The organism is Clostridium sp. LS, assembly GCF_002760435.1.
In the GTDB taxonomy this organism is placed as follows: domain Bacteria; phylum Bacillota; class Clostridia; order Clostridiales; family Clostridiaceae; genus Clostridium.
In genome coordinates, this window is sequence record NZ_AUUU01000039.1 from 79,820 (window position 1) to 99,775 (window position 19,956).

The following is a 19,956-nucleotide window of genomic DNA, read 5'->3' on the forward strand; positions in this document are numbered from 1 at the left end:
ATATATTTTTTGTAATGTAAATTTTACTTAGCAACTTCTCCTATTAATGAGAACGAATTTGCCTTTACTATCTTTACGTTAACTAGTTTACCAATTAGCTCTTCCCCACCTTCAAAATTTACAAGTCTTCCATTTCTAGTTCTACCAGTAAGTTTTGATTCGTCATTTTTACTATGACCTTCTACTAATATCTCATATACTTTTCCTTCAGCTTCTTTATTGCCTTTTGCAATGCCAGCATTAACAATTTCCACTAGTCTATTAAATCTTTCGTGTTTAATTTCATCAGCAATTTGATTTTCCATTCTGTCAGCTGGTGTATGATTTCTTCTAGAGTAAATAAAAGTGAAAGCTGCATCATATTGAATTTCTTTTGCTAATTCTAATGTTTCGTTAAAATCCTCTTCAGTTTCTCCTGGGAATCCTACAATTATATCAGTTGAGAAGGTTACATCTGGAATTTCAGCTCTTATCGTTTTAGCAAGTTCAAGATATTGTTCTCGTGTATAATGTCTATTCATTTCTTTAAGAATTCTATTTGAACCACTTTGAACTGGTAAGTGTATTTGTTCACAAACCTTATCGCAGTCTCTTATGGCATAAATTACGTCTAAAGTTAAATCTTTTGGATGAGATGTCATAAATCTAATTCTTTCAAGACCTTCTATTTTATTAACTCTTATTAAAAGATCTGAAAAAGTTATATTTTCGTCTAACCCCTTACCATATGAGTTTACATTTTGTCCAAGTAAAGTAACCTCCTTATAACCATTCGCTACCATATCTCTAATTTCATTTTCGATATCTTCTGGCTTTCTACTTCTTTCTCTGCCTCTAACATGAGGTACTATACAATATGTACAAAAGTTGTTGCAGCCATACATTATAGTAACAAAGCCTTTAATATCGCTTTTTCTATCTATAGGAATTCCTTCAACAATTTCAGTTTCTTTATCAACTATTTCTTTTATTTGTACACCTTCAGTTTTAACTCTGTTTAAGTATTCTGGGAATTTATATGAATTATGAGTTCCAAATATTATATTTACATAAGGAAATCTTTTTAGTATTTCATCTGCCATTCCTTTTTGCTGCATCATACATCCACAAATTCCAATAACTAAATCAGGATTTTTCTCTTTTTGCTTTTTCAAAATTCCAAGGTTACCAAACACCTTGTTTTCTGCATTTTCTCTAACACAACAAGTGTTAAAGATTATTATTGATGCTTCGTCCCTATTTTCTGTGCTTTCATAACCCATTCTCTTTAGCATTCCTGAAAGCTTTTCCGAATCCTCTTCATTCATTTGGCATCCATAAGTTTGAATAAAGAAGAATTTTTTATCACCATTGATTTTATCGTTATTAAGTTTTTCTATATCAAAATTCATTATACATCCTCCGTTTAAAAACAAGTTCCATAGTATTATAACAAATAATAATTACAAATAAAAGAGTAGAATTTTTATATAGAATAAAGAAGCTATATTAATTTCAAAATATAGCTCCTTTATAATAATTTAATATATACTTTTTGACCATGTAACAAATGATTGATATTCCTTAAATCCTATTTTTTTATATAATGATAATGCTTTAAGATTATTTCTATCAACTCTTATATAAACATCTTTAATTGAATTCTTATGACAAAACTCAATCAGATAGTTTACCAACATTTCGCCAAAACCTTGTTGCCTATATTCGCTAAGTATACCGAGGTTTACTATAGTATAAAGTCCCTTATTAAAAATAATTTGACCATAGCCAACAGCTTGTCCTTCTCTATTGCAAATAAAAACTCCAAAATTATTTATATAGTATTCTTCTTTTTCCTCGTTGTAAACATCTTCTACAGTTAATGGAATCCGGTTCTTTTCATTAAAAACTGAATTTTGAATTTTACATCTTAATTCTTCGTCTTCGCCTTCTTTAAAGTGTCTAAAGAATACCCCACTGCTAAATCCCCTATGTTTATAACCATTTAAATTCAAATGCATTAATATATTTTTAGAATTTATATTAAATTTCAATTTTTGCATTATTTTTGACGATCTTGAATTATCCATCATTTCGAATTTAAAATTTTTTATATTAAAAAATGATAAAACTTTTGATGTGAGTAATTCAACGTACTCATCTTTCAAATAAATTGAATATATATTACTATATCCTCTTTCACATGGATTTTCATACCATATGTATCCAACATATTCATTGTCAACCTTAAACAATTTTATTTGTTTTCTTATTACATACTTTATTAAAAAAGATTCTTCATCATAAATTTCAAAAAAACTTCTGTCACAAATATAAGCATCTTCGTTTCTGTTATACAATTTTCTCAGATGATTTATATTAAATAATGATAATTTTTCTAATAAGACCATAAAACTTCCTCGTTTCCCCCTGATATAAGTAAATTATAATTCTTATAAATATGATAGTCAATTGTCAAAATTGTGTTAATTTATTGTATTGATATAAAGCTCTGGATAATATTTAAATTTTATTTGATTTATGCAATGTAATTATTTTAATGGGATTTAGCACATAAATAAAAAAATAGTTTCCTTCATTAATGATAATTTATTATTTTATCTTTATGAAGGAAACTTTACAATTTCATGCTTCAGTATATATATATAATTTTTTTATTTTTTTATTCCTTAACACCATCTACTTTTTGATTTGTGTGGATTCTCAATTTTATCTTCAAATCCTTTAACAGTATAATGTTCTGTTAATATGGTTGGATCATATGAAATGTATCCACCCTGATAGTCAATATAACCATCGTTCATTTTATCATCTTTATGGCCTTTTTCTTCACTCATAATCTCCACTCCCTTTTAATTAAAGTAAGTTGCTTTCAACACAATAACTTTATTTATGTGTGGATGTCCATTGATTATTTGTTGCAGATTTTTCATGTTTTTTAGTAGATTCTTCCTTGTCATAAGTAACTGGTACTGAGTTCCAATCGTTGTAACCCTCATTTTTACGTTCGCCACTACTATTTTCATTAGACTGAGAATTATTGCTTAAATTTTGTTGTTTGTTTGTTTCATCAGAACTTACACTATAAAAACTTTGAAGGTTATTAGAGTCACTCTTAGATCCTTTATTCATAATAAACACTTCCTTTCTACAACAATATATTGTCCACTAATGTGTTCTTTTATCCGTAATTTAATTATCCTCAATTTTCATTTTTATCATATTCTAGATCATTTAATATTTCTAAAAACATATTATACATTTCTACCTTCTTATCTTCATTAGATAGGATTTTAATTCCAAAAAGTAAAATTAACACAATATATATAATTACAAAAGCTGGTCCGAGTTTTTTTAGGTAATTATCCATGTATGAGAAAATACTACTTGCAGCTATTCCAGCAAAAAGTGAAGCTCCAATTCCACAACCACCGCTAGTACATGATCCAAGTTTTGATTTTATAAAGATTTTTTCCATGCTTATATTTATGTTTTTTTCAGCTTCATACCATTTCCAAACTTTTTTATACATTATATAATTTGTTTTTGTTTTATCATTAGTAATTTTAAGAATTCTATTAAAACAACTTTTGTATTTTTCAATCATTTCTGGAGTGCATAACTTAAAATTATTAAAATTTTCTTTAGAAGCAATCATTTTCTTTCTAGAATTTATATTCCTTAGTCTTGAAAGATTGTTACTCTCCATTTTGATGATTCCTCCAAATAACTTTATCATAATACAAAACGTATCTTTATATTATATAAACTATTCAAAGTATTTATATAAATTGCTTATGAATCTTATTGAAAATTTAACATTAGCTTAATAATTTTTGCTTATGTTGATCTAACCAGGGCTTATACAATGGATTTGTCCATAAAGTTCCATCAGAATATTCAACATTTATAACGCAGGCAATAATTGTTTTTAAACTTGTACTTTGGTCTAAACTCCAACCATAATCTTTTCCCCATACTTCATTGGGATTAAGATTAATATCGCTGCCGCTCCCTAAGAACTCATAGTCCTTTTCATTACTATTTTTTCCTTGTATCTGAGCGGGCTCGCCATTTTTATTAAATCCTAAAATACTAATTGTAAATTTGCTAATTGTTTTTTTGCTATTATTTTTTAATAAAACTTGCATTTGGTCTGGGTATACTACTTTATTTGTTTTACTATTTATTAGTATTACTGCTTTTTCTACACTAATGGGAGTTGAATTTTTTACAGTGTTTTCTATTTGTAACAATTTTGCTTGTGCTCTTTGATAATTAGCTGTATCAGCTTGTATAACATCGTAATAGGATTCATAGGCTAAATCATAGTTGCTATCCTTTTCTGCTCTCTCTCCGTCTAAGAAGGCCTTTTGCGAGTTCATTAATGAAGTGATTTCTTCTGAATTCTTATCTATAAAATCGTCCATATCATTGACAGACTTGAAATTTTGAATAGTAGCTATTGCTCGAGTTCCATCTACAGAACCATTTAAAAATTCTTGCTTAATTTCCAGTGTTTTATCTTTAAGAAGGTTGATGGCCTGTGTTTTATCCCCTTCATTTTGAATTTCATTAATAAGATTTACCGCATCACTATAGTCATTGTTATTTATATACTTTTGTATTCTTTCAAGTCTTGTTTGGCAGCTAATTAAGCTTAGGCTTATAATTATAAAAAAAATTAACATAGATACCTTGTTTATTCTACTCATTTATCCTCCTGAAACAGATATTAATAAGTTATTTATGATTTAAAAACTTCTTATAATTATTATATTCAATTTATAATTACTTATAATTATGAAAAAAGGAGTTTCTTCATCTTGAAAACACTCCTTTTTATCATATTATTTGATTTTTTTATGTTTATTTATTATTAATATTAGTTTTTAAAACTTTATTCGAAGGTGTCGTATTATCGTCACCTCTAAGCCATGCATTTAGTAATGTCTCAGCAGCCCTTGTAGCTTGTTCTTCAGTAAGAGTTATTTTCTTTTCCTCATTCCTTTTATCCATAATTAAACTCTCCTTATACTAAATTTTATATATTAAATTTTATAATATATTACAATCTACATATTTTGTATCAATCTTATGATATAGCTTAATGTGTGGAAGTCTCTATTAATTTCATATTTTATGTAATGTAACCCTTCCATTAAGGTTTCTTCATTGAATTTTTCTCTTAATATCATTAAAGTCAGTGTGTTGATATCACCATCTTTTGTATCAAAAATTCTGGATTTCTTAATAAATTCATTTTCCATAAGGCTTAAAATAAGCTCTTTTAAATCATCATTTATTTCTAATTCAGGCATTGATTCAAACACTCTAATACCTTTTGTGTTTTCACTTAAATTTTTTGCTTTACTTATATCACAAGATACAAATAGTGTATTTTTAAATTTAGCATCTATAAAGTCTGCACTATCTAAATTTGCTCCTTCAAATATAGTGTCCTCAAATTTAGCTTCCTTGAATTTACAACCTTTTAAGTTTGAACCTATGAACTCTGCTCCCTTGAAACTACATCTAAAAAAATTACATTTTTTAAAATGTGCCCCTCTTAAACTGGCATAATCAAAATTTGAATTTGAGAAATTACAATTATAACATTTACTTCTTTTAAGGTTTTTATAAATAAAATTTTTATTAGTTTTCTCAGCATTATCATAATAAAAACTTTCTGGTGCACTTCTGTTTACTGCCATTTAATCTGTCCTTCCATTAATTGAATTATTTAAGCTTAGATTTATATTTTACATATATATTAGCATATTTTTATAAAATTATATATAGTTACATAAATTTGATGATATTAGTGTTATAAAAAACTCTTTAAAATATTTAATTATTTTAAAGAGTTTTCCAATTTTAATATTTATTATTTATTGTAATATCTTTACCTCTTGAAACTCTTTTTGTTCTTAAATCGTCTCTCTCTCTTTCAACATAAGATTTTACTTTTGTTTGTGACATATCACCAGTTTTTAAAATTAATTTATCTTTCTTATTTTTTGACAATTACATCATCTCCTCTCTATTTTATATTATTAGAGTTCTTTTGATAGTTATGTATAATAATAAAAATATAATTTGATAAATTATGTTAATAGATGTAAAATATAAATATATAATTAATAGAGTTTGGTAAAGAGAAATAATTATTAGTAAAGAAGTATAATTTACCGAATTATGTTTAATTATATCTAAAGTAACATTTTATTGGGAGGGAAAAATATGTTAAGCGAGAAATTATTTAAAGCTTTAAATGATCAAGTTAATTTTGAAATTTATTCATCCTACGTGTATTTAGCTATGGCTTCTTATTGTGAGTCAAAAGATTTAAGTGGATTTGCTAATTTTTTTAAAGTTCAATGTCAGGAAGAATTATTCCACGCTATGAAATTTTATGATTACATATTCCAAAAAAATGGAGTTGTAACCTTAGAACAAATTGAAAAACCAAATGGAGATTATGATAGTATTGCTAGTGCTTTTGAAGCTGGATATGAGCATGAACAAATAGTAACCAGCAGATTATATAGAATTGCTGATATAGCTACAGAAGAAAAGGAGCATGCTACAATTAGCTTATTAAATTGGTTTATAAATGAGCAAGTTGAAGAAGAAAATACTTTTAATACTATAATAAAGAAAATAAGAAGATGTGAAAATAACCCTGCTGCTTTATATATGCTAGATGATGAATTAGCAGCAAGAGTATATACTCCACCAACTACTACAAATGCATAAAGTTATATTTGGTGATAAAAAAATAGAGGAAAATTTCCTCTATTTTGCTAATTCACCTTGTAACCAATTTATAAATTGAACTGCTGTTCTTGGAGATCGGGCATTATACCATCTAACCCACTTCAACGCTTCAGCATGAAGATATTCCTTATCAACATCTATTCCTCTAGATTCAGCAATACTATCTATAACTTGTAAATACTCTTTTTGATCAGGGGAATAGAATGATACAGTCATTCCAAATCTATCTGCTAAAGACAATTTTTCTTCAATTGAATCATGGGCATGTACTTCGTCTCCAGCCCTTTCGCTAAAGGTTTCCTTAACTAAATGTTTTCTATTAGTAGTTGCATATATTAATATATTATTAGATCTATTTTCTATTCCGCCTTCAAGAATTGTTTTTAATGCAGAGTAACTAGACTCTCCTTCTTCAAAAACTAAATCATCAACGAATACGATAAACTTTAAATTTTTATTTTTAAGGATTTTAATTATCTTAGTAAAGTCTACAAGCTTTTCTTTATCAACTTCAATAAGCCTTAAACCTTGAGAATAATATTCGTTTATTATTGCTTTCACTGTAGAAGATTTACCAGTTCCCCTTGACCCATATAATAAGATGTTATTAGCAGGATAACCTTTTAAAAATTGCTCGGTGTTTTTAATTATTACTTCTTTTTGATTTTCATATCCAGCTAAGTCTTTTAATCTAACAGGATCAGGAGCTTCAACTCCTCTAAGATAAGTTTTATCATCTTCATGCTCCCAAACAAAAGCTCTATATTCTCCGAATATTCCTGTACCATATTTTTTATAGAATTCTATTATATCGTCTATTAAATTATCCCAATTCTCAGAATTAATTATATTAGATTTTAATTTATCTATAGCTTTAGGTTCATTAAGACTTAAATTATTATCCACTTCAAAATCTATAAGCGAATTAATTATTTCAGCTTCAAAATTTTTTGCTTTACCTTTTAATATTATATAATCTTTAAAATCTTTAGATTTTATGCTCGTTATGTATTGCAGCGCTTTTAATTCATATTTTACTTGTTCTAAGATATGTTTATTATCTAAATTTTCACTATCAATCATACTTGTGAAAGCATTGTTATCTAGAAACAGTTTATCTAGTATGTATCTTTTTAATGATGTTATATTAGAAGAATTTAATAATTCATAGGTAAAATCATTATAAAAGCTTATAGCTTTTTCAATGGAAATCTCTTTTTTATTCAAGTATTTCAGTAAAGAACCATACTTTGTTAGTACACTATCTTCTTTTATTGAAGTAAAAATACATAAAGAACTTATCATAATATTTGCTTTTTTAATTTGTTCATATTCTGCGCACATGTTTATGCCCCCTTTAACATTTTGCATTTAGTAATATTCTACTACTATTACAGATTTTTTGCTATTATTTTCTTAAATAATGCTTATTGCTCAAATAATTTTCCCCCAAGTAAAGCAAAGCTTTGAAGAACTAAAAAGCATTTAATATCAAATTTTTCTTTGCTTTGAATAAGTTCCCTAGCCTCTTCCTGTGAAACTAATAACGCCTCAATACATTCATCATCTTCTAAATGCTCATCACTTATTTCGCCTTCGCAAGTGCAAAATACAAATGCTAAAGATTCATCGGTCATTCCAGCAGAGACATAAACTTTTTCTGATCCTTTACCTTTTATAATATCAACTAATTTAAGACCTGTTTCTTCCATTAATTCTCTTCCTATTGTGCTTTTTGCATCTTCACCTGGGTCAATAAGACCAGCTGCTAATTCATATACAAAATCATTTAAAGGAATTCTAAATTGTCTTATGATAACTAATTTCTTTTTCTCCTTATGGTATGCTGCAATTATTACTCCATCAGTTTTATCTTCTTTATTTTCAAAGAATTGTTTTTGAAGGGTATCATTATCCTTTCTTGAAGCTATAGTCCAAGTTCGAGTATTCCCAACTTTATTTTCATACTCTGCTTCATATAAGCTTAAATATCTTGTTTCTACTAAAGTTTTTAGCTTTGTAACTTTATTTTGTTTCATAAGTACGTTTCCTCCTGGTATAAATAGAGATTATTTTATTTATTACAAATATTTTCTTAAGATAAATTATACTTCAAATATATCATTTATTCATCTAGTTAAATGATTGAAATTTTGCATGCAAAAATAGAAGGAATTTAATTATTCCTTCTATTTTATGATTTAGATATCTTTTATACTTAAGCTTATTCTCTTATTTTCTTCATCAACAGCTAGTATTTTGGCTTTAATTTCTTGGCCAACCTTTAAAACTTCTGAAGGATGTTCAATTCTACTATGAGATATCTTTGAAATATGAACTAATCCATCTACACCTGGTTCTAATTCAACAAATGCACCAAAATCATTAAGTCTTACTACTTTACCAAGAACTATTGATTCTTCAGGATATTTCTCTTTAGCATTATCCCAAGGTTTTGCAATAAGCTCTTTCATACTTAGAGATAATTTCTTAGCTTCTTTATCAAGACCTATAATCTTAACATCAACAGTTTGACCTTCCTTTAATACTTCGCTAACATCTTTAATATGATTCCAAGAAACTTGAGATAAATGTAATAAGCCATCTATACCGTTGACTTCAACAAATGCACCAAAGTTTGTAAATCTTTTTACTTCACCTTTAACTACATCTCCAAGGTTAAAGCTTTCCCATGCTTTAGCATCTTCAGCATTCTTAGAATCCTCTAATAATATTCTTCTAGAAGCTACTACTTTTACAGGATTCTTTAAAGAAAAATCAATTAATTTAACTTCTAAAGTTTTGCCTACATATTCATTTTTATCTCTAGTAAATTTAATGTCAATTTGAGATGCAGGAATAAAGATTCTTACACCCTTATAATCTGCTACTAACCCTTTTTCCTTAGCTTCTTTAATAGTAACATCAAAAGTGCTTCCATCAGTGAAAAGCTGCTCAAGTTCCTTAAATGCTTCATCTCTCTCAGATTCTAATCTAGATAAAACTACATATCCATCACTATTTTGTAATTTAATTACTTTAGCTTTTATATTATCTCCTACATTTAACTTTTCAGAAAATTCAATAGGATCTTCCTTTGCACTTAATTCAACAAATGGAATAATTCCATCAGATTTATATCCTACAAGTGAAACTAAAACTGAATCCCTAGTTATTGAAAGTATTTCTCCTTGTACTTCATCACCAATAGCAAACCTTTTATCTAGTTCATTCATTAATGATAATTGATCTTCAAAATTATTATTTTCTGTATTCATAATATCTAGTACCTCCCTAATAATCCAATCTGGTGTTGATGCACCAGCTGTAACTCCTATTTTTTTTATGTTATTATTTTTAATAAAATCCATTGGCAGTTCTTTAGCATTTTCTATGTGTATAGTATTTTGGCAATTTTCTTTTGCTATTTGATATAACTTTGTTGTATTTGAACTGTTTTTTCCACCAATAACTATCATGGCATCTGTTTCTTTAGATATTTTATTTGTACTCTTTTGACGTACATCTGTAGCTGCACAAATAGTATTGAAGGCTAAAACTTCTTTTACAGAGTTTAAGTTCTTTAATGTATTTTCCCAATTTTTCATTTTTTCTGTTGTTTGAGCTACTACACAAACCTTTTGCGGGATGTCTTCTTCAAAAGTGCCATCTTTAGTAATTATGGCCTTATTATCGCACCAGCCGTTAATACCTATTACTTCTGGATGATTTTTATCACCTAATATTACTATATGATATCCTTCCTTTGAATATTTCTTAACCTTATTTTGAATATTAGTCACAAATGGGCATGTGGCATTAACAACAGTTAATTCTCTTTTCTCTAGTTCATTCAATATATTTTCTGATACTCCATGAGATCTAATAACGATAACATCGCCAGTTTTCAATTTGTTTATATCTTCAAATTCTATTGAAAATATATTATTTTCTTCTAAAAAAGTAACTACGTCATTATTATGTATTAAAGGTCCCAAGGTGTAAATTTTCGAGTTATATTCTTTTTGTATTCTAAGAGCTTCTTTTACAGCCCTTTGTACTCCAAAACAAAAGCCAGCATTTTTAGCTAAAATAACTTCACTCATTATAATCTCCTTGTTATTTTCCTTTTCTTATGTACTTTGTAATTACATCTACAACTTCGTCTATATCAAGGTTAGTTGTATCAATTTCGATAGCATCATCTGCTTTTTTTAGAGGATCAATACTTCTATTACTATCAATATAATCTCTATTTATTATATCCTTTAATATCTGATCATATGAGCATTCTATATTTCTTTCTTGTAATTCTTTGCATCTTCTTTTTGCTCTTTCTTCCGGACTTGCTGTTACAAAAAATTTAAAACTTGCATCTTTTAGCACTACAGTTCCAATATCTCTTCCATCCATAACAACGTCAAACTTATTTGACATATCCTGTTGAAGTTTCACAAGCATAGCTCTTACTTCAGGAATACTTGCATAGTTTGAAACTATGTTACTTATACTTGGTGTAGTAATTTGCTCTTGAATATTCTCACCATTAAGTATTAATTCATCATTTTCAAAATGCATTTCCATTTTACTTATCATATTGCAAATTTCATCAACTTTTTCTGGCGACAAATTGTTTTCCTTAGCTTTTAAAGCTACTGCTCTATACATTGCTCCTGTATTTATGTACATTAGACTATATTTTTTACCAACTAGTTTGGCTATAGTACTTTTGCCTGCTCCTGCTGGTCCATCTATTGCTACTGAAATTTTCAAAATTTTCTCCTCATTTCTATATCCCATAATTTTACGCCTTCTATAAGATTATATAATTTTTTAGTAATTCAAACAAGAAAATAATTTCCACTTATTAAATATTACTTCCAGCTATAAAACCAGTAGAAAATGCTATTTGTACATTATACCCGCCTGTAAACGCATCTACATCCATAACTTCTCCAGCAAAGGAAAGATTACAAATTAGTTTAGATTTCATTGTAGAAGGATCAATTTCTTTAATATCTATCCCGCCTGAAGTAACAATTGCCTCAGCTATTGGCCTTAACCCTTTAATTTCAAATGTTAAATCTTTTATTACTTTGACTAAATTTTTTCTCTCTTCTTTAGTAATTTCATTAACTTTCTTATTTTCTAATATTTCTGATCTTTGTATAATCAAAGGTATCATTTTTTGTGGTAATAATTCATCTAATGAGTTTTTAAAATCTTTATTTAAGTTCTTATTGAAATCCTTTTGAATGCGCTTATCTAACTCTCCTAAATTTAAAGCAGGTTTTAAATCTATATGCAAAGTATATTTTTTCCCTTTTTCTATATATCTACTACCACTTAAAATAAGTGGGCCTGATACACCAAAGTGAGTGAACAACATTTCTCCAAAGTTTTTATACATTAGTTTCTTATCATTTTCTTTTATTAGAACCTCAACATTTTTTAAGGATAACCCCATAAGTTCTTTTGTTTCACTATTTTCTATTTCTATAGGAACTAAAGCTGGACTTAAAGGAACAATGTTATGACCTAACATTTGTGCAAATTTTTGACCTTCGCCTCTCGAACCTGTTAGTGGATATGATGCACCACCTGTTGCCATAATAAAATAATCTCCGCTTAAAATTTCTTCGTTATTTATTTCAAGGGCTGTTATTATATTATTTTTAAATTTAATATTTGTTACTTTAGAATTTAGTCTAATCTTAACATTAGTTCTACTTAAAGCATTTGAGAGTCCTCTTATAATATCCGATGATTTATCAGACTCAGGAAAGACCCTGTCTCCTCTTTCTGTCTTTAACTTAATTCCTTCATTCTCAAAAAAATTAATTGTATCTTCATTTGTAAAACTATATAAAGAACTATATAAAAAATGAGGATTACCTGGTATATATTCGAAGAACTCAGATATATCTTTTGCATTAGTTACATTACATCGTCCTTTACCAGTAATAAATAGTTTTTTTCCAATTCTTTCGTTTCCATCTAATAATATGACATCGTGTTTCTTTGCAGCCTGCAGGGCAGCCATCATACCAGCTGGACCTGCGCCTATTACAATAACCTTACTCAATTTTAAAACCACCTTTTATTCAGTTAAGAGTTTAAGATGAAACCTCTGAAGAAATTTCAAAGAAGTATTATTATTAAGAAAAGTCGTAGACTTTTCCTCCATAACTCTTAACTCATAACTTTTAACTGTTAACTGATTCAATTATCTGTTATCTATTTTTTCTGGATACATATCATGATTCATCATTCTATAATTAGCCATTTCTTCGTATTTAGTACCCTTCATTCCATAATTACAATATGGGTCTATACTGATTCCGCCTCTTGGTGTGAATTTTCCCCATACTTCAATATATTTTGGATCCATAAGTTTTATTAAATCCTTCATTATTATATTCATGCAATCCTCATGAAAATCTCCATGATTCCTAAAACTAAACAAATATAGTTTCAAAGATTTGCTTTCAACCATTTTAATATTTGGAATATAGCTTATATAAATAGTAGCAAAGTCGGGCTGCCCTGTTATTGGACAAAGACTAGTAAATTCAGGACAATTAAACTTAACAAAATAATCATTATCAGGATGTTTATTTTCAAATACTTCTAATACATCCGGATTATATCCAAAATCATATTTTGTTCCTTGATTTCCAAGTAAAGTAATTCCCTCTAGCTCTTTTGATTTTCTTCCGCTTTCACTCATTGTTTTTCTCCTTTAATATTAAATTATACTGTAAATCAAATTTATTTATTAATTATTATTTTTCTTGCTTTCAAGGTAAGTTTCTAATCCCTTACTTCTAAGCTTACAAGCTGGACATTCACCACATCCATCTCCTATAATTCCATTATAGCAAGTTAATGTCTTTTCTCTTACATAATCTAATTTCCCGAAATCGTCTGCCATCTTCCAAGTTTCAGCTTTATCAATCCACATTAATGGTGTATGAACAACAAAATTATAATCCATTGCTAAATTTAGTGTCACATTTAAAGACTTTATAAAAATATCTCTGCAATCTGGATAACCGCTAAAATCAGTTTCGCACACACCAGTTACAATATGCTGAGCACCTTTAACTTTCGCTAATACTCCTGCAAAAGTTAAAAATAACATGTTTCGACCTTCTACAAAAGTTGACGGCAATTCACCATCTTCGCCTAGCTTAATTTCTATGTCATCTCTTGTAAGCGCATTAGGAGCCAATTGATTTAATAACTCCATATCTAAAATATGATGTTCAACACCTAATTCCTTAGCTATATTTGTAGCACATTCTATTTCTAATTTATGCTTTTGATTGTAGTTAAATGTAACTGCAATTACCTCGTCAAATTCTTTAAGTGCCCAAAATAAGCAAGTAGTAGAATCCTGCCCTCCACTAAATACAACAACAGCTTTCTTATTCATATCTAAACCTCCAAAATCATATATATCTATATTAAATTATTTCATAATTAATAAAGCTTCTTGCCTTAACATATCATTTGTTTGAAACTTTCCAATAAATGTAGTAGTTGTAGTAAAGGTCCCTGGTTTTTTTATTCCTCTTGAAGTCATGCAGCTATGTTCTCCTGTTATAAGAACCCCAACATCTTCACTACCAGTAGCCATTGAAACTATTTCTGCAATATCACTACCTATTCTCTCTTGAAGTTGAAGTCTTCTACCTACCATATCTGCTATCCTTGAAATCTTGCTTAGACCTATAATTTTTTCCTTTGGTATATATACTACCGTAACCTTCATATTATACATAAGTGCTAAATGATGCTCACAGTAACTATGTATAGGAATATCTTTAACTACAACCATATTATTGTGGCTTTCAGTAACGAACTCCTCATTTTCAAAAGTTGTTCCAAATTTTTCTGCTATTTCTTCATTTGTAAGAGTCATTCCTTCAAATACTTCTTCATACATTTTTGATACTCTTTTTGGTGTATCAAGTAACCCTTCTCTATCTGGGTCATCTCCTAATGCAATTATTATTTCTCTTATACATTCCTCAATTTTTTTAGTATCTATCTTCTTTGGCATCTCAAAGCCTCCTCATATTTATAAACCTATTTGATGGTATAACTAATATTTACATATTAAGATTTGATCAAACTCCTCTTGCATTTTTATCCCAAATAATTTTATGCAGCTGTATTTGTAACCTAACCTTGTTTAATTTTTTATCTTTCATGAATTCTACGATATTTTGCATATTTATTGTCCCCGAAACAGGACTTAAATAAACTAAGCATTTAGAGGTTAAGTCATGTTCTTGTATAACATCATAAGCCATTAACAGGTCTTCTGTACTGCCAATAACAAACTTGTATACATCATTTTTATCTACAACTTCTAAATTATTTAAATTCATTTCACTCATCATCTTACTGCTTGGCAATTTGTAATCCACAATATAGCTTATGTTATTTTTAGTATGTCTTTTCTTAAACGGTTCTATATCTATAGCACCATTGGTTTCTATGTGAATTTTTAAATTATCATCTTTATCTAGTAAGCTTAAAAGTTCATCTATATTATTTTGAATTAATGGTTCTCCACCAGTTAAAGTAACATTGGCTACCCCATTTTCTTTTATATAATTATAAATTTCTACAGAACTTAATACTTCACTAATATTATCAGTGCCCCAGGAATAAATTGTGTCGCACCATGAGCATCTTAAATTACATCCTTGAAACCTTATAAAGGTTGCAAGTTCTCCTGAACTAGGTCCCTCTCCATCAATTGATAAAAATTTTTCAATTATATTAAACATTTTTACCTCCAATTAATCTTCTGTATATATACAACTATTATTAGGAGTTTCAAATAACTCGACTTCGCATACAGATAATCCTTTTGCCTTTAGTTTATTAAAAATATCTCTTGACATTTCTTCAGCAGTAGGCCTGTAATTTACAAAATAAATATCAAAGTCATTTGGAACTTCAGCTAATTTTTTAGCTATATTACGTCCTTCCTCATTATCTTCAATAACTAGCTTATGATCAAAAATTTCTTCTATTTCCTTTAAAGCATCTTTAAAATTAGAAAAATCATCAACCATTCCTCTGAGCTGTCCATCTGAATGCAGAGTCTCAGACTTTAGCTTAACTATCAATCTATATCTATGCCCATGAATATTCGAGCATTTTCCTTTATATCCGCTTAAATAATGTGCTGTGTCAAATTGTACTTCACTTTTTATTTTAAACATATATTACTCCTTATTTTAATTATCATATTATTTATTTTATACTTTGCTTATATTAATAAGACTAAATGTAAATACTTAAATTAAGTTATTTTTGAACATAAAAAAAGTTAATTTTGTATAACTAAAAACTAGCACAACAAAATTAACCTTAAATTTTAAAATTTAAAATTAAAATGCCTAGTTTTGTTTAAGGACAGGATGGTCATAACGAACTGTCCATATGCAATTTACAAGGGTAATCATAACATATTTCATATTAATATGCAAACTTTCTGTTGTAATTCATATTAATATGTTATAATTAGCAAGAATAATTTTTTTATTTTTACATTTGAGGAGGTCTTTCTTTGAAAACCAAAATGGGATTTGGGCAGAAATTTGCGTATAGTTTTTATGATTTTGCTGCCTATAAAGAGTTCGTTATTCAAGGACTTGGAAAAGCGATTTTTTATACTTTTCTTGTTTCTTTGATTTTATCAATAATAACTAATATTAAAACAATAGATGAATTTAATTCTGAAATATCAAGTGTACAAGCAACATTTATACATAGTGCACCAAATTTTGAATTTAAGGACGGTATACTTTCAGTAAGTTCTGATGAACCAATTTATTATAAACATAATGACACGATGTTTATCGTAGATACAAGCGGCAAAACAACTAGTTCAGTTTTAGCTCCGTATAGTGATGGTATATATATAAATTCAGACACTCTTACCCTTAGGCAAAATTATAATACAGTTCAAACAATTAGTTTGTCAGAGTTTAATCAATTTGGTGACTTTGTTTTAACAAACAAAATTGTTCTTGATTTGTTTTCAGTTTCAAAATTGATAGTTCCAGTTTTATTACTTATATTAAATCCAATCATTTCATTTTTAGTGAATTTGGTTTCAATATTTGCAATATTAGCACCTTTCAGTTTGTCAATAAGCTCGCTTATGGAGGTAAATTTAAGTTATGTTAAAGCCTGCACATTAAGTTGCTATGCCATAACTTTACCTTTATTACTTGAAGCTTTACTATTTGTGGCAGGGATAAATATTCCTGAATTTTATATTATATTCTATTTAATTGGTGTAGTTTATTGTGGGCTAGCAATTAAAGAAATAAAAAAAACTGATAAGTCAAATTTAAATTATATGAACTAAGTTTTAAGTAAATATTTAAATTAAAGGAGTAGATCAATCTACTCCTTTAATTTAAATCTATTTTTGGGTAAAAGTAAAAATTGAAGTAATATGAAGAATATCAAGTAAAATAACTATATTGATGCAAACTAAAATTCCGCATAGAATATCTTCTAACTTTCCATTTGTTTTAAATTTGCCTAAAGAAAATTTCTTTTTGCTAAAAGGATAAAACCATGGTAACCCCCCAATAGTAAAACTATCCAATACTAAGTGAGATAATATTCCTAAAAAAATGCCCTTTATGCCTGACATTAATATCTTATTATTAGTAATACCAAAGCTCATTGAATACAAAAGTAAATATATAAGCGGACCATGAAATAATTTTCTATGTCCTGCAAATTTATTTATTGCACTTGAAACCACTTTTGTCTTTTTTCCAATATAACTATTTTTGTGGTCTATATCAGGTAATATACTTCCAAGAATTGCACCACCTATAAATGTTACGGTTGATATTACTGGCAAACCTGCCATTTGTGAACTTATGTATAATCCTGATAGTATTCCTCCATTTAAATGTGTTTTATAATTCATTTATGCACGCCTACTTTCAATTGTATATAATTTTATCTTTCGTTTATTATTTAAACAAGAAAATTCCACTAAAATAATAATTATTCTAGTGGAATCATATTTTAACATAAATTTCATAAGTAAAGCAATTATTTATAACTATTAGAACTTAAAATATAATTTTACCTAAATTCTATCTTGCATTATCGTTCTTATCTGAACATACTTTTTTTGCTTTACATCCATCGCATCCGCAATTACATTTTCCTTTTGAAGAGTTTCTCAATGATTTAAAAATTACATATCCAGCAAAACCTACTATTACAATCGTTACTAGTATCTCTATCATTTAAGTTTCACCTGCCTTAATATTGAATTTGAGATAATAATATAGTTTACACAAATTTTTAAAAGAATAAATGATTCATTTTCAAGTAAAAATATGCCAGCTTTATGATATACCCTCCAAGGTTATATACTAGAAAAGCAGCAATCCAAGCAACTACTAATTGGAAAAATATAGAAAATAAAGTTAGCTTAAGTCCATATTCTTTGTGCATAGTTCCTATTGTAGATATACATGGAGTATATAACAATATAAATACTAAAAAAGCATATGCAGAAATAGCAGTAAAATGACTTGGTAGAATAATTGATAAATCGCCTGCATATATTACTTGCATTGAAGCTAAAACTGACTCTTTAGCAAGTAGTCCTGAAAGAAGCGATACAGCTGATTGCCAGTTACCAAAACCTAATGGTGCAAATATTGGTGCAAGTACATTACCAATTGATGCTAATATGCTCTCATCCACTTTTTCAACCATTCCATAAAAATTGAAATTAGATAAAAACCATACAACAACACTCATAGCAAATATTATTGTTGATGCTTTTTGAAGAAAGCCCATAGCTTTGTCTAAAGTTTGTTTATAGATTGAAGAAATCTTAGGCATTTTATACTCAGGAATTTCAATAATAAAAGGTTCCTCATCTTTTCTGAAATATGTGTTTTTGAATAGAATCCCTAGTAAGAATGCAACTATAACTCCAAGTAGATATAGTGATGACACAGCTAGTCCTCTATGTGATTTAAAGAAAACTGCTGCAAAAACTGTATAAACAGGTAATCTTGCATTACAAGACATAAATGGCACTAGTAACGCTGTTAACTTTCTGTCTTTTTCACTTTCTAAGGTTCTGGCTGTCATTATTGCAGGAACTGTGCAGCCAAAACCTATGATCATAGGAATAAATGCTTTTCCTGAAAGTCCCATTTTTCTCATCAATTTATCCATCATAAATGCAACTCTTGCCATATAGCCACTATCTTCTAATATAGTAATACATATAAATAATACTAAGATTATTGGTAAAAGGACTAAGATGCCACCCACACCAGAAATTATTCCATCTATTATAAGAGAACTAAACCAATGTGAAGTACTTGAAAGTAAAATTCGTGCATATGGAATAAGATAATCATTAAGTGATGAATCCAAGAAATCAGAAATTGGTTGTCCAACCCAAGAAAAAGTCAATTGAAACATTAAAGCCATTAATACTATAAAAATTGGATATGCTAAAATTGGATTAAGAACAAACTTATCTAATTTTTCAGTAATACTTTCCTTTTTCGTTTTATCAAAGGTTACACATAAATTTAACACGCCTTCAATAAAACTATAAGCTTCCTTCTCAGATGAAAAATTAAATTTTTTATTGCTTAATGCTTTTTTAAAATTTCCTTGTTTCAATCTATCTTCAATTTTATCAATTCCTTGATTCTTTCCAGCTATTATTGGAATAACTTCAACATCTAATTCTTTTGCTAATTTTTCATAATCAATAGTTATTCCTTTATTCTCACAAACATCTATCATATTTAAAGCTAAAATTATTGGCTTATTAAATTGTTTTAGTTGAGTTGTTAAATATAAATTTCTGTTAAGATTTGATGCATCAACAATATTCAAAATCAAATCAACATTTCCGTCTTCTAAAAAACTTTTTGATACCTTTTCTTCATTTGAAAAAGTATCCATAGCATATATTCCTGGTAAATCTACAATTTTAATATCTCCAGAAAGAAAGCCTTCCTTTTTATCTACTGTTACGCCAGGCCAATTTCCTACGTACTGATTTGAGCCTGTAAGTGCATTATATAATGTTGTTTTTCCTACGTTTGGATTACCAAGTAAAGCTACGTTTATCATGAA

24 protein-coding genes are annotated in these 19,956 nt (G+C 28.0%); 2 read left to right on the forward strand and 22 right to left on the reverse strand.

The features are described from left to right. Positions 1 to 23 precede the first annotated feature (23 nt). From miaB to COL3_RS28690, 9 genes are all read right to left on the reverse strand, one after another. A complete protein-coding gene (miaB, locus tag COL3_RS10040) occupies positions 24 to 1,391 on the reverse strand; it encodes a tRNA (N6-isopentenyl adenosine(37)-C2)-methylthiotransferase MiaB (RefSeq protein ID WP_008424428.1) in 1,368 nt (455 codons plus the stop codon). A 129-nt stretch (positions 1,392 to 1,520) separates the two neighbouring features. Continuing rightward, positions 1,521 to 2,390 carry a GNAT family N-acetyltransferase gene (locus COL3_RS10045; protein ID WP_008424430.1) on the reverse strand — a complete coding sequence of 290 codons (870 nt, stop codon included), beginning with the start codon at positions 2,388 to 2,390 and terminating at the stop codon, positions 1,521 to 1,523. Between the two features lie 279 nt (positions 2,391 to 2,669). Beyond that, positions 2,670 to 2,837, reverse strand: coding sequence for a hypothetical protein (locus COL3_RS28680; RefSeq protein ID WP_008424431.1), 168 nt, complete (start codon positions 2,835 to 2,837; stop codon positions 2,670 to 2,672). A gap of 49 nt (positions 2,838 to 2,886) precedes the next feature. Then, positions 2,887 to 3,132 (reverse strand): hypothetical protein, encoded by a 246-nt coding sequence (locus COL3_RS10050; RefSeq protein ID WP_008424434.1) that lies wholly within the window; start codon positions 3,130 to 3,132, stop codon positions 2,887 to 2,889. Between the two features lie 70 nt (positions 3,133 to 3,202). Further along, positions 3,203 to 3,709 (reverse strand): hypothetical protein, encoded by a 507-nt coding sequence (locus COL3_RS10055; protein ID WP_008424436.1) that lies wholly within the window; start codon positions 3,707 to 3,709, stop codon positions 3,203 to 3,205. 112 nt (positions 3,710 to 3,821) lie between these two features. Then, a complete protein-coding gene (locus tag COL3_RS10060; RefSeq protein ID WP_008424438.1) occupies positions 3,822 to 4,715 on the reverse strand; it encodes a DUF5780 domain-containing protein in 894 nt (297 codons plus the stop codon). 154 nt (positions 4,716 to 4,869) lie between these two features. Further along, positions 4,870 to 5,019, reverse strand: coding sequence for a hypothetical protein (locus COL3_RS28685; RefSeq protein ID WP_008424440.1), 150 nt, complete (start codon positions 5,017 to 5,019; stop codon positions 4,870 to 4,872). Positions 5,020 to 5,075: 56 nt separating this feature from the next. Next, the gene (locus COL3_RS10065; RefSeq protein WP_008424442.1) at positions 5,076 to 5,714 is read right to left on the reverse strand and encodes a pentapeptide repeat-containing protein; all 639 of its coding nucleotides are present in this window, start codon (positions 5,712 to 5,714) and stop codon (positions 5,076 to 5,078) included. Positions 5,715 to 5,877: 163 nt separating this feature from the next. Further along, a complete protein-coding gene (locus COL3_RS28690; RefSeq protein ID WP_008424444.1) occupies positions 5,878 to 6,027 on the reverse strand; it encodes a hypothetical protein in 150 nt (49 codons plus the stop codon). A gap of 216 nt (positions 6,028 to 6,243) precedes the next feature. Between COL3_RS28690 and COL3_RS10070 the strand changes: the two genes are divergently transcribed. Then, positions 6,244 to 6,759 (forward strand): ferritin, encoded by a 516-nt coding sequence (locus COL3_RS10070; RefSeq protein WP_008424445.1) that lies wholly within the window; start codon positions 6,244 to 6,246, stop codon positions 6,757 to 6,759. Between the two features lie 39 nt (positions 6,760 to 6,798). On the opposite strand, the gene COL3_RS10075 is transcribed toward COL3_RS10070, so the two are convergent. The 10 genes from COL3_RS10075 to COL3_RS10120 all read right to left on the reverse strand — a co-directional run bounded on the left by COL3_RS10075 (position 6,799) and on the right by COL3_RS10120 (position 16,025). Next, positions 6,799 to 8,124: an ATP-binding protein gene (locus COL3_RS10075; RefSeq protein ID WP_008424446.1), complete on the reverse strand. Its 1,326-nt coding sequence runs from the start codon at positions 8,122 to 8,124 to the stop codon at positions 6,799 to 6,801. A gap of 83 nt (positions 8,125 to 8,207) precedes the next feature. After that, positions 8,208 to 8,819: an NUDIX hydrolase gene (locus COL3_RS10080; RefSeq protein ID WP_008424447.1), complete on the reverse strand. Its 612-nt coding sequence runs from the start codon at positions 8,817 to 8,819 to the stop codon at positions 8,208 to 8,210. 162 nt (positions 8,820 to 8,981) lie between these two features. Then, on the reverse strand, positions 8,982 to 10,886 hold the full coding sequence (locus tag COL3_RS10085; RefSeq protein ID WP_008424448.1) for a bifunctional 4-hydroxy-3-methylbut-2-enyl diphosphate reductase/30S ribosomal protein S1: 1,905 nt from the start codon (positions 10,884 to 10,886) through the stop codon (positions 8,982 to 8,984). Between the two features lie 13 nt (positions 10,887 to 10,899). After that, positions 10,900 to 11,553 (reverse strand): (d)CMP kinase, encoded by a 654-nt coding sequence (cmk, locus tag COL3_RS10090; RefSeq protein WP_035283515.1) that lies wholly within the window; start codon positions 11,551 to 11,553, stop codon positions 10,900 to 10,902. A 94-nt stretch (positions 11,554 to 11,647) separates the two neighbouring features. Further along, a complete protein-coding gene (locus tag COL3_RS10095; protein WP_008424450.1) occupies positions 11,648 to 12,865 on the reverse strand; it encodes an NAD(P)/FAD-dependent oxidoreductase in 1,218 nt (405 codons plus the stop codon). A gap of 141 nt (positions 12,866 to 13,006) precedes the next feature. Further along, positions 13,007 to 13,510 (reverse strand): preQ(1) synthase, encoded by a 504-nt coding sequence (gene queF / locus COL3_RS10100; RefSeq protein ID WP_008424451.1) that lies wholly within the window; start codon positions 13,508 to 13,510, stop codon positions 13,007 to 13,009. A 48-nt stretch (positions 13,511 to 13,558) separates the two neighbouring features. Beyond that, on the reverse strand, positions 13,559 to 14,218 hold the full coding sequence (queC, locus tag COL3_RS10105; RefSeq protein WP_008424452.1) for a 7-cyano-7-deazaguanine synthase QueC: 660 nt from the start codon (positions 14,216 to 14,218) through the stop codon (positions 13,559 to 13,561). Between the two features lie 36 nt (positions 14,219 to 14,254). Further along, positions 14,255 to 14,848, reverse strand: coding sequence for a GTP cyclohydrolase I FolE (gene folE, locus COL3_RS10110; protein WP_008424453.1), 594 nt, complete (start codon positions 14,846 to 14,848; stop codon positions 14,255 to 14,257). 67 nt (positions 14,849 to 14,915) lie between these two features. Continuing rightward, entirely contained in the window at positions 14,916 to 15,584 is a 669-nt protein-coding gene (gene queE / locus COL3_RS10115) for a putative 7-carboxy-7-deazaguanine synthase QueE (protein WP_008424454.1), read from the reverse strand. Positions 15,585 to 15,596: 12 nt separating this feature from the next. Then, entirely contained in the window at positions 15,597 to 16,025 is a 429-nt protein-coding gene (locus COL3_RS10120) for a 6-carboxytetrahydropterin synthase (protein WP_008424456.1), read from the reverse strand. A gap of 347 nt (positions 16,026 to 16,372) precedes the next feature. On the opposite strand from COL3_RS10120, the gene COL3_RS10125 reads away from it, so the two are divergent. Beyond that, positions 16,373 to 17,179, forward strand: a complete 807-nt coding sequence (locus COL3_RS10125) for a DUF1189 domain-containing protein (protein WP_008424459.1) — start codon at positions 16,373 to 16,375, stop codon at positions 17,177 to 17,179. Positions 17,180 to 17,236: 57 nt separating this feature from the next. On the opposite strand, the gene COL3_RS10130 is transcribed toward COL3_RS10125, so the two are convergent. The 3 genes from COL3_RS10130 to feoB all read right to left on the reverse strand — a co-directional run bounded on the left by COL3_RS10130 (position 17,237) and on the right by feoB (position 19,953). Further along, entirely contained in the window at positions 17,237 to 17,758 is a 522-nt protein-coding gene (locus tag COL3_RS10130; RefSeq protein ID WP_008424461.1) for a metal-dependent hydrolase, read from the reverse strand. Between the two features lie 172 nt (positions 17,759 to 17,930). Beyond that, entirely contained in the window at positions 17,931 to 18,086 is a 156-nt protein-coding gene (locus COL3_RS10135; protein ID WP_008424463.1) for a type II secretion system protein, read from the reverse strand. Positions 18,087 to 18,144: 58 nt separating this feature from the next. Next, positions 18,145 to 19,953, reverse strand: coding sequence for a ferrous iron transport protein B (feoB, locus tag COL3_RS10140; RefSeq protein ID WP_008424465.1), 1,809 nt, complete (start codon positions 19,951 to 19,953; stop codon positions 18,145 to 18,147). Positions 19,954 to 19,956 lie beyond the last annotated feature (3 nt).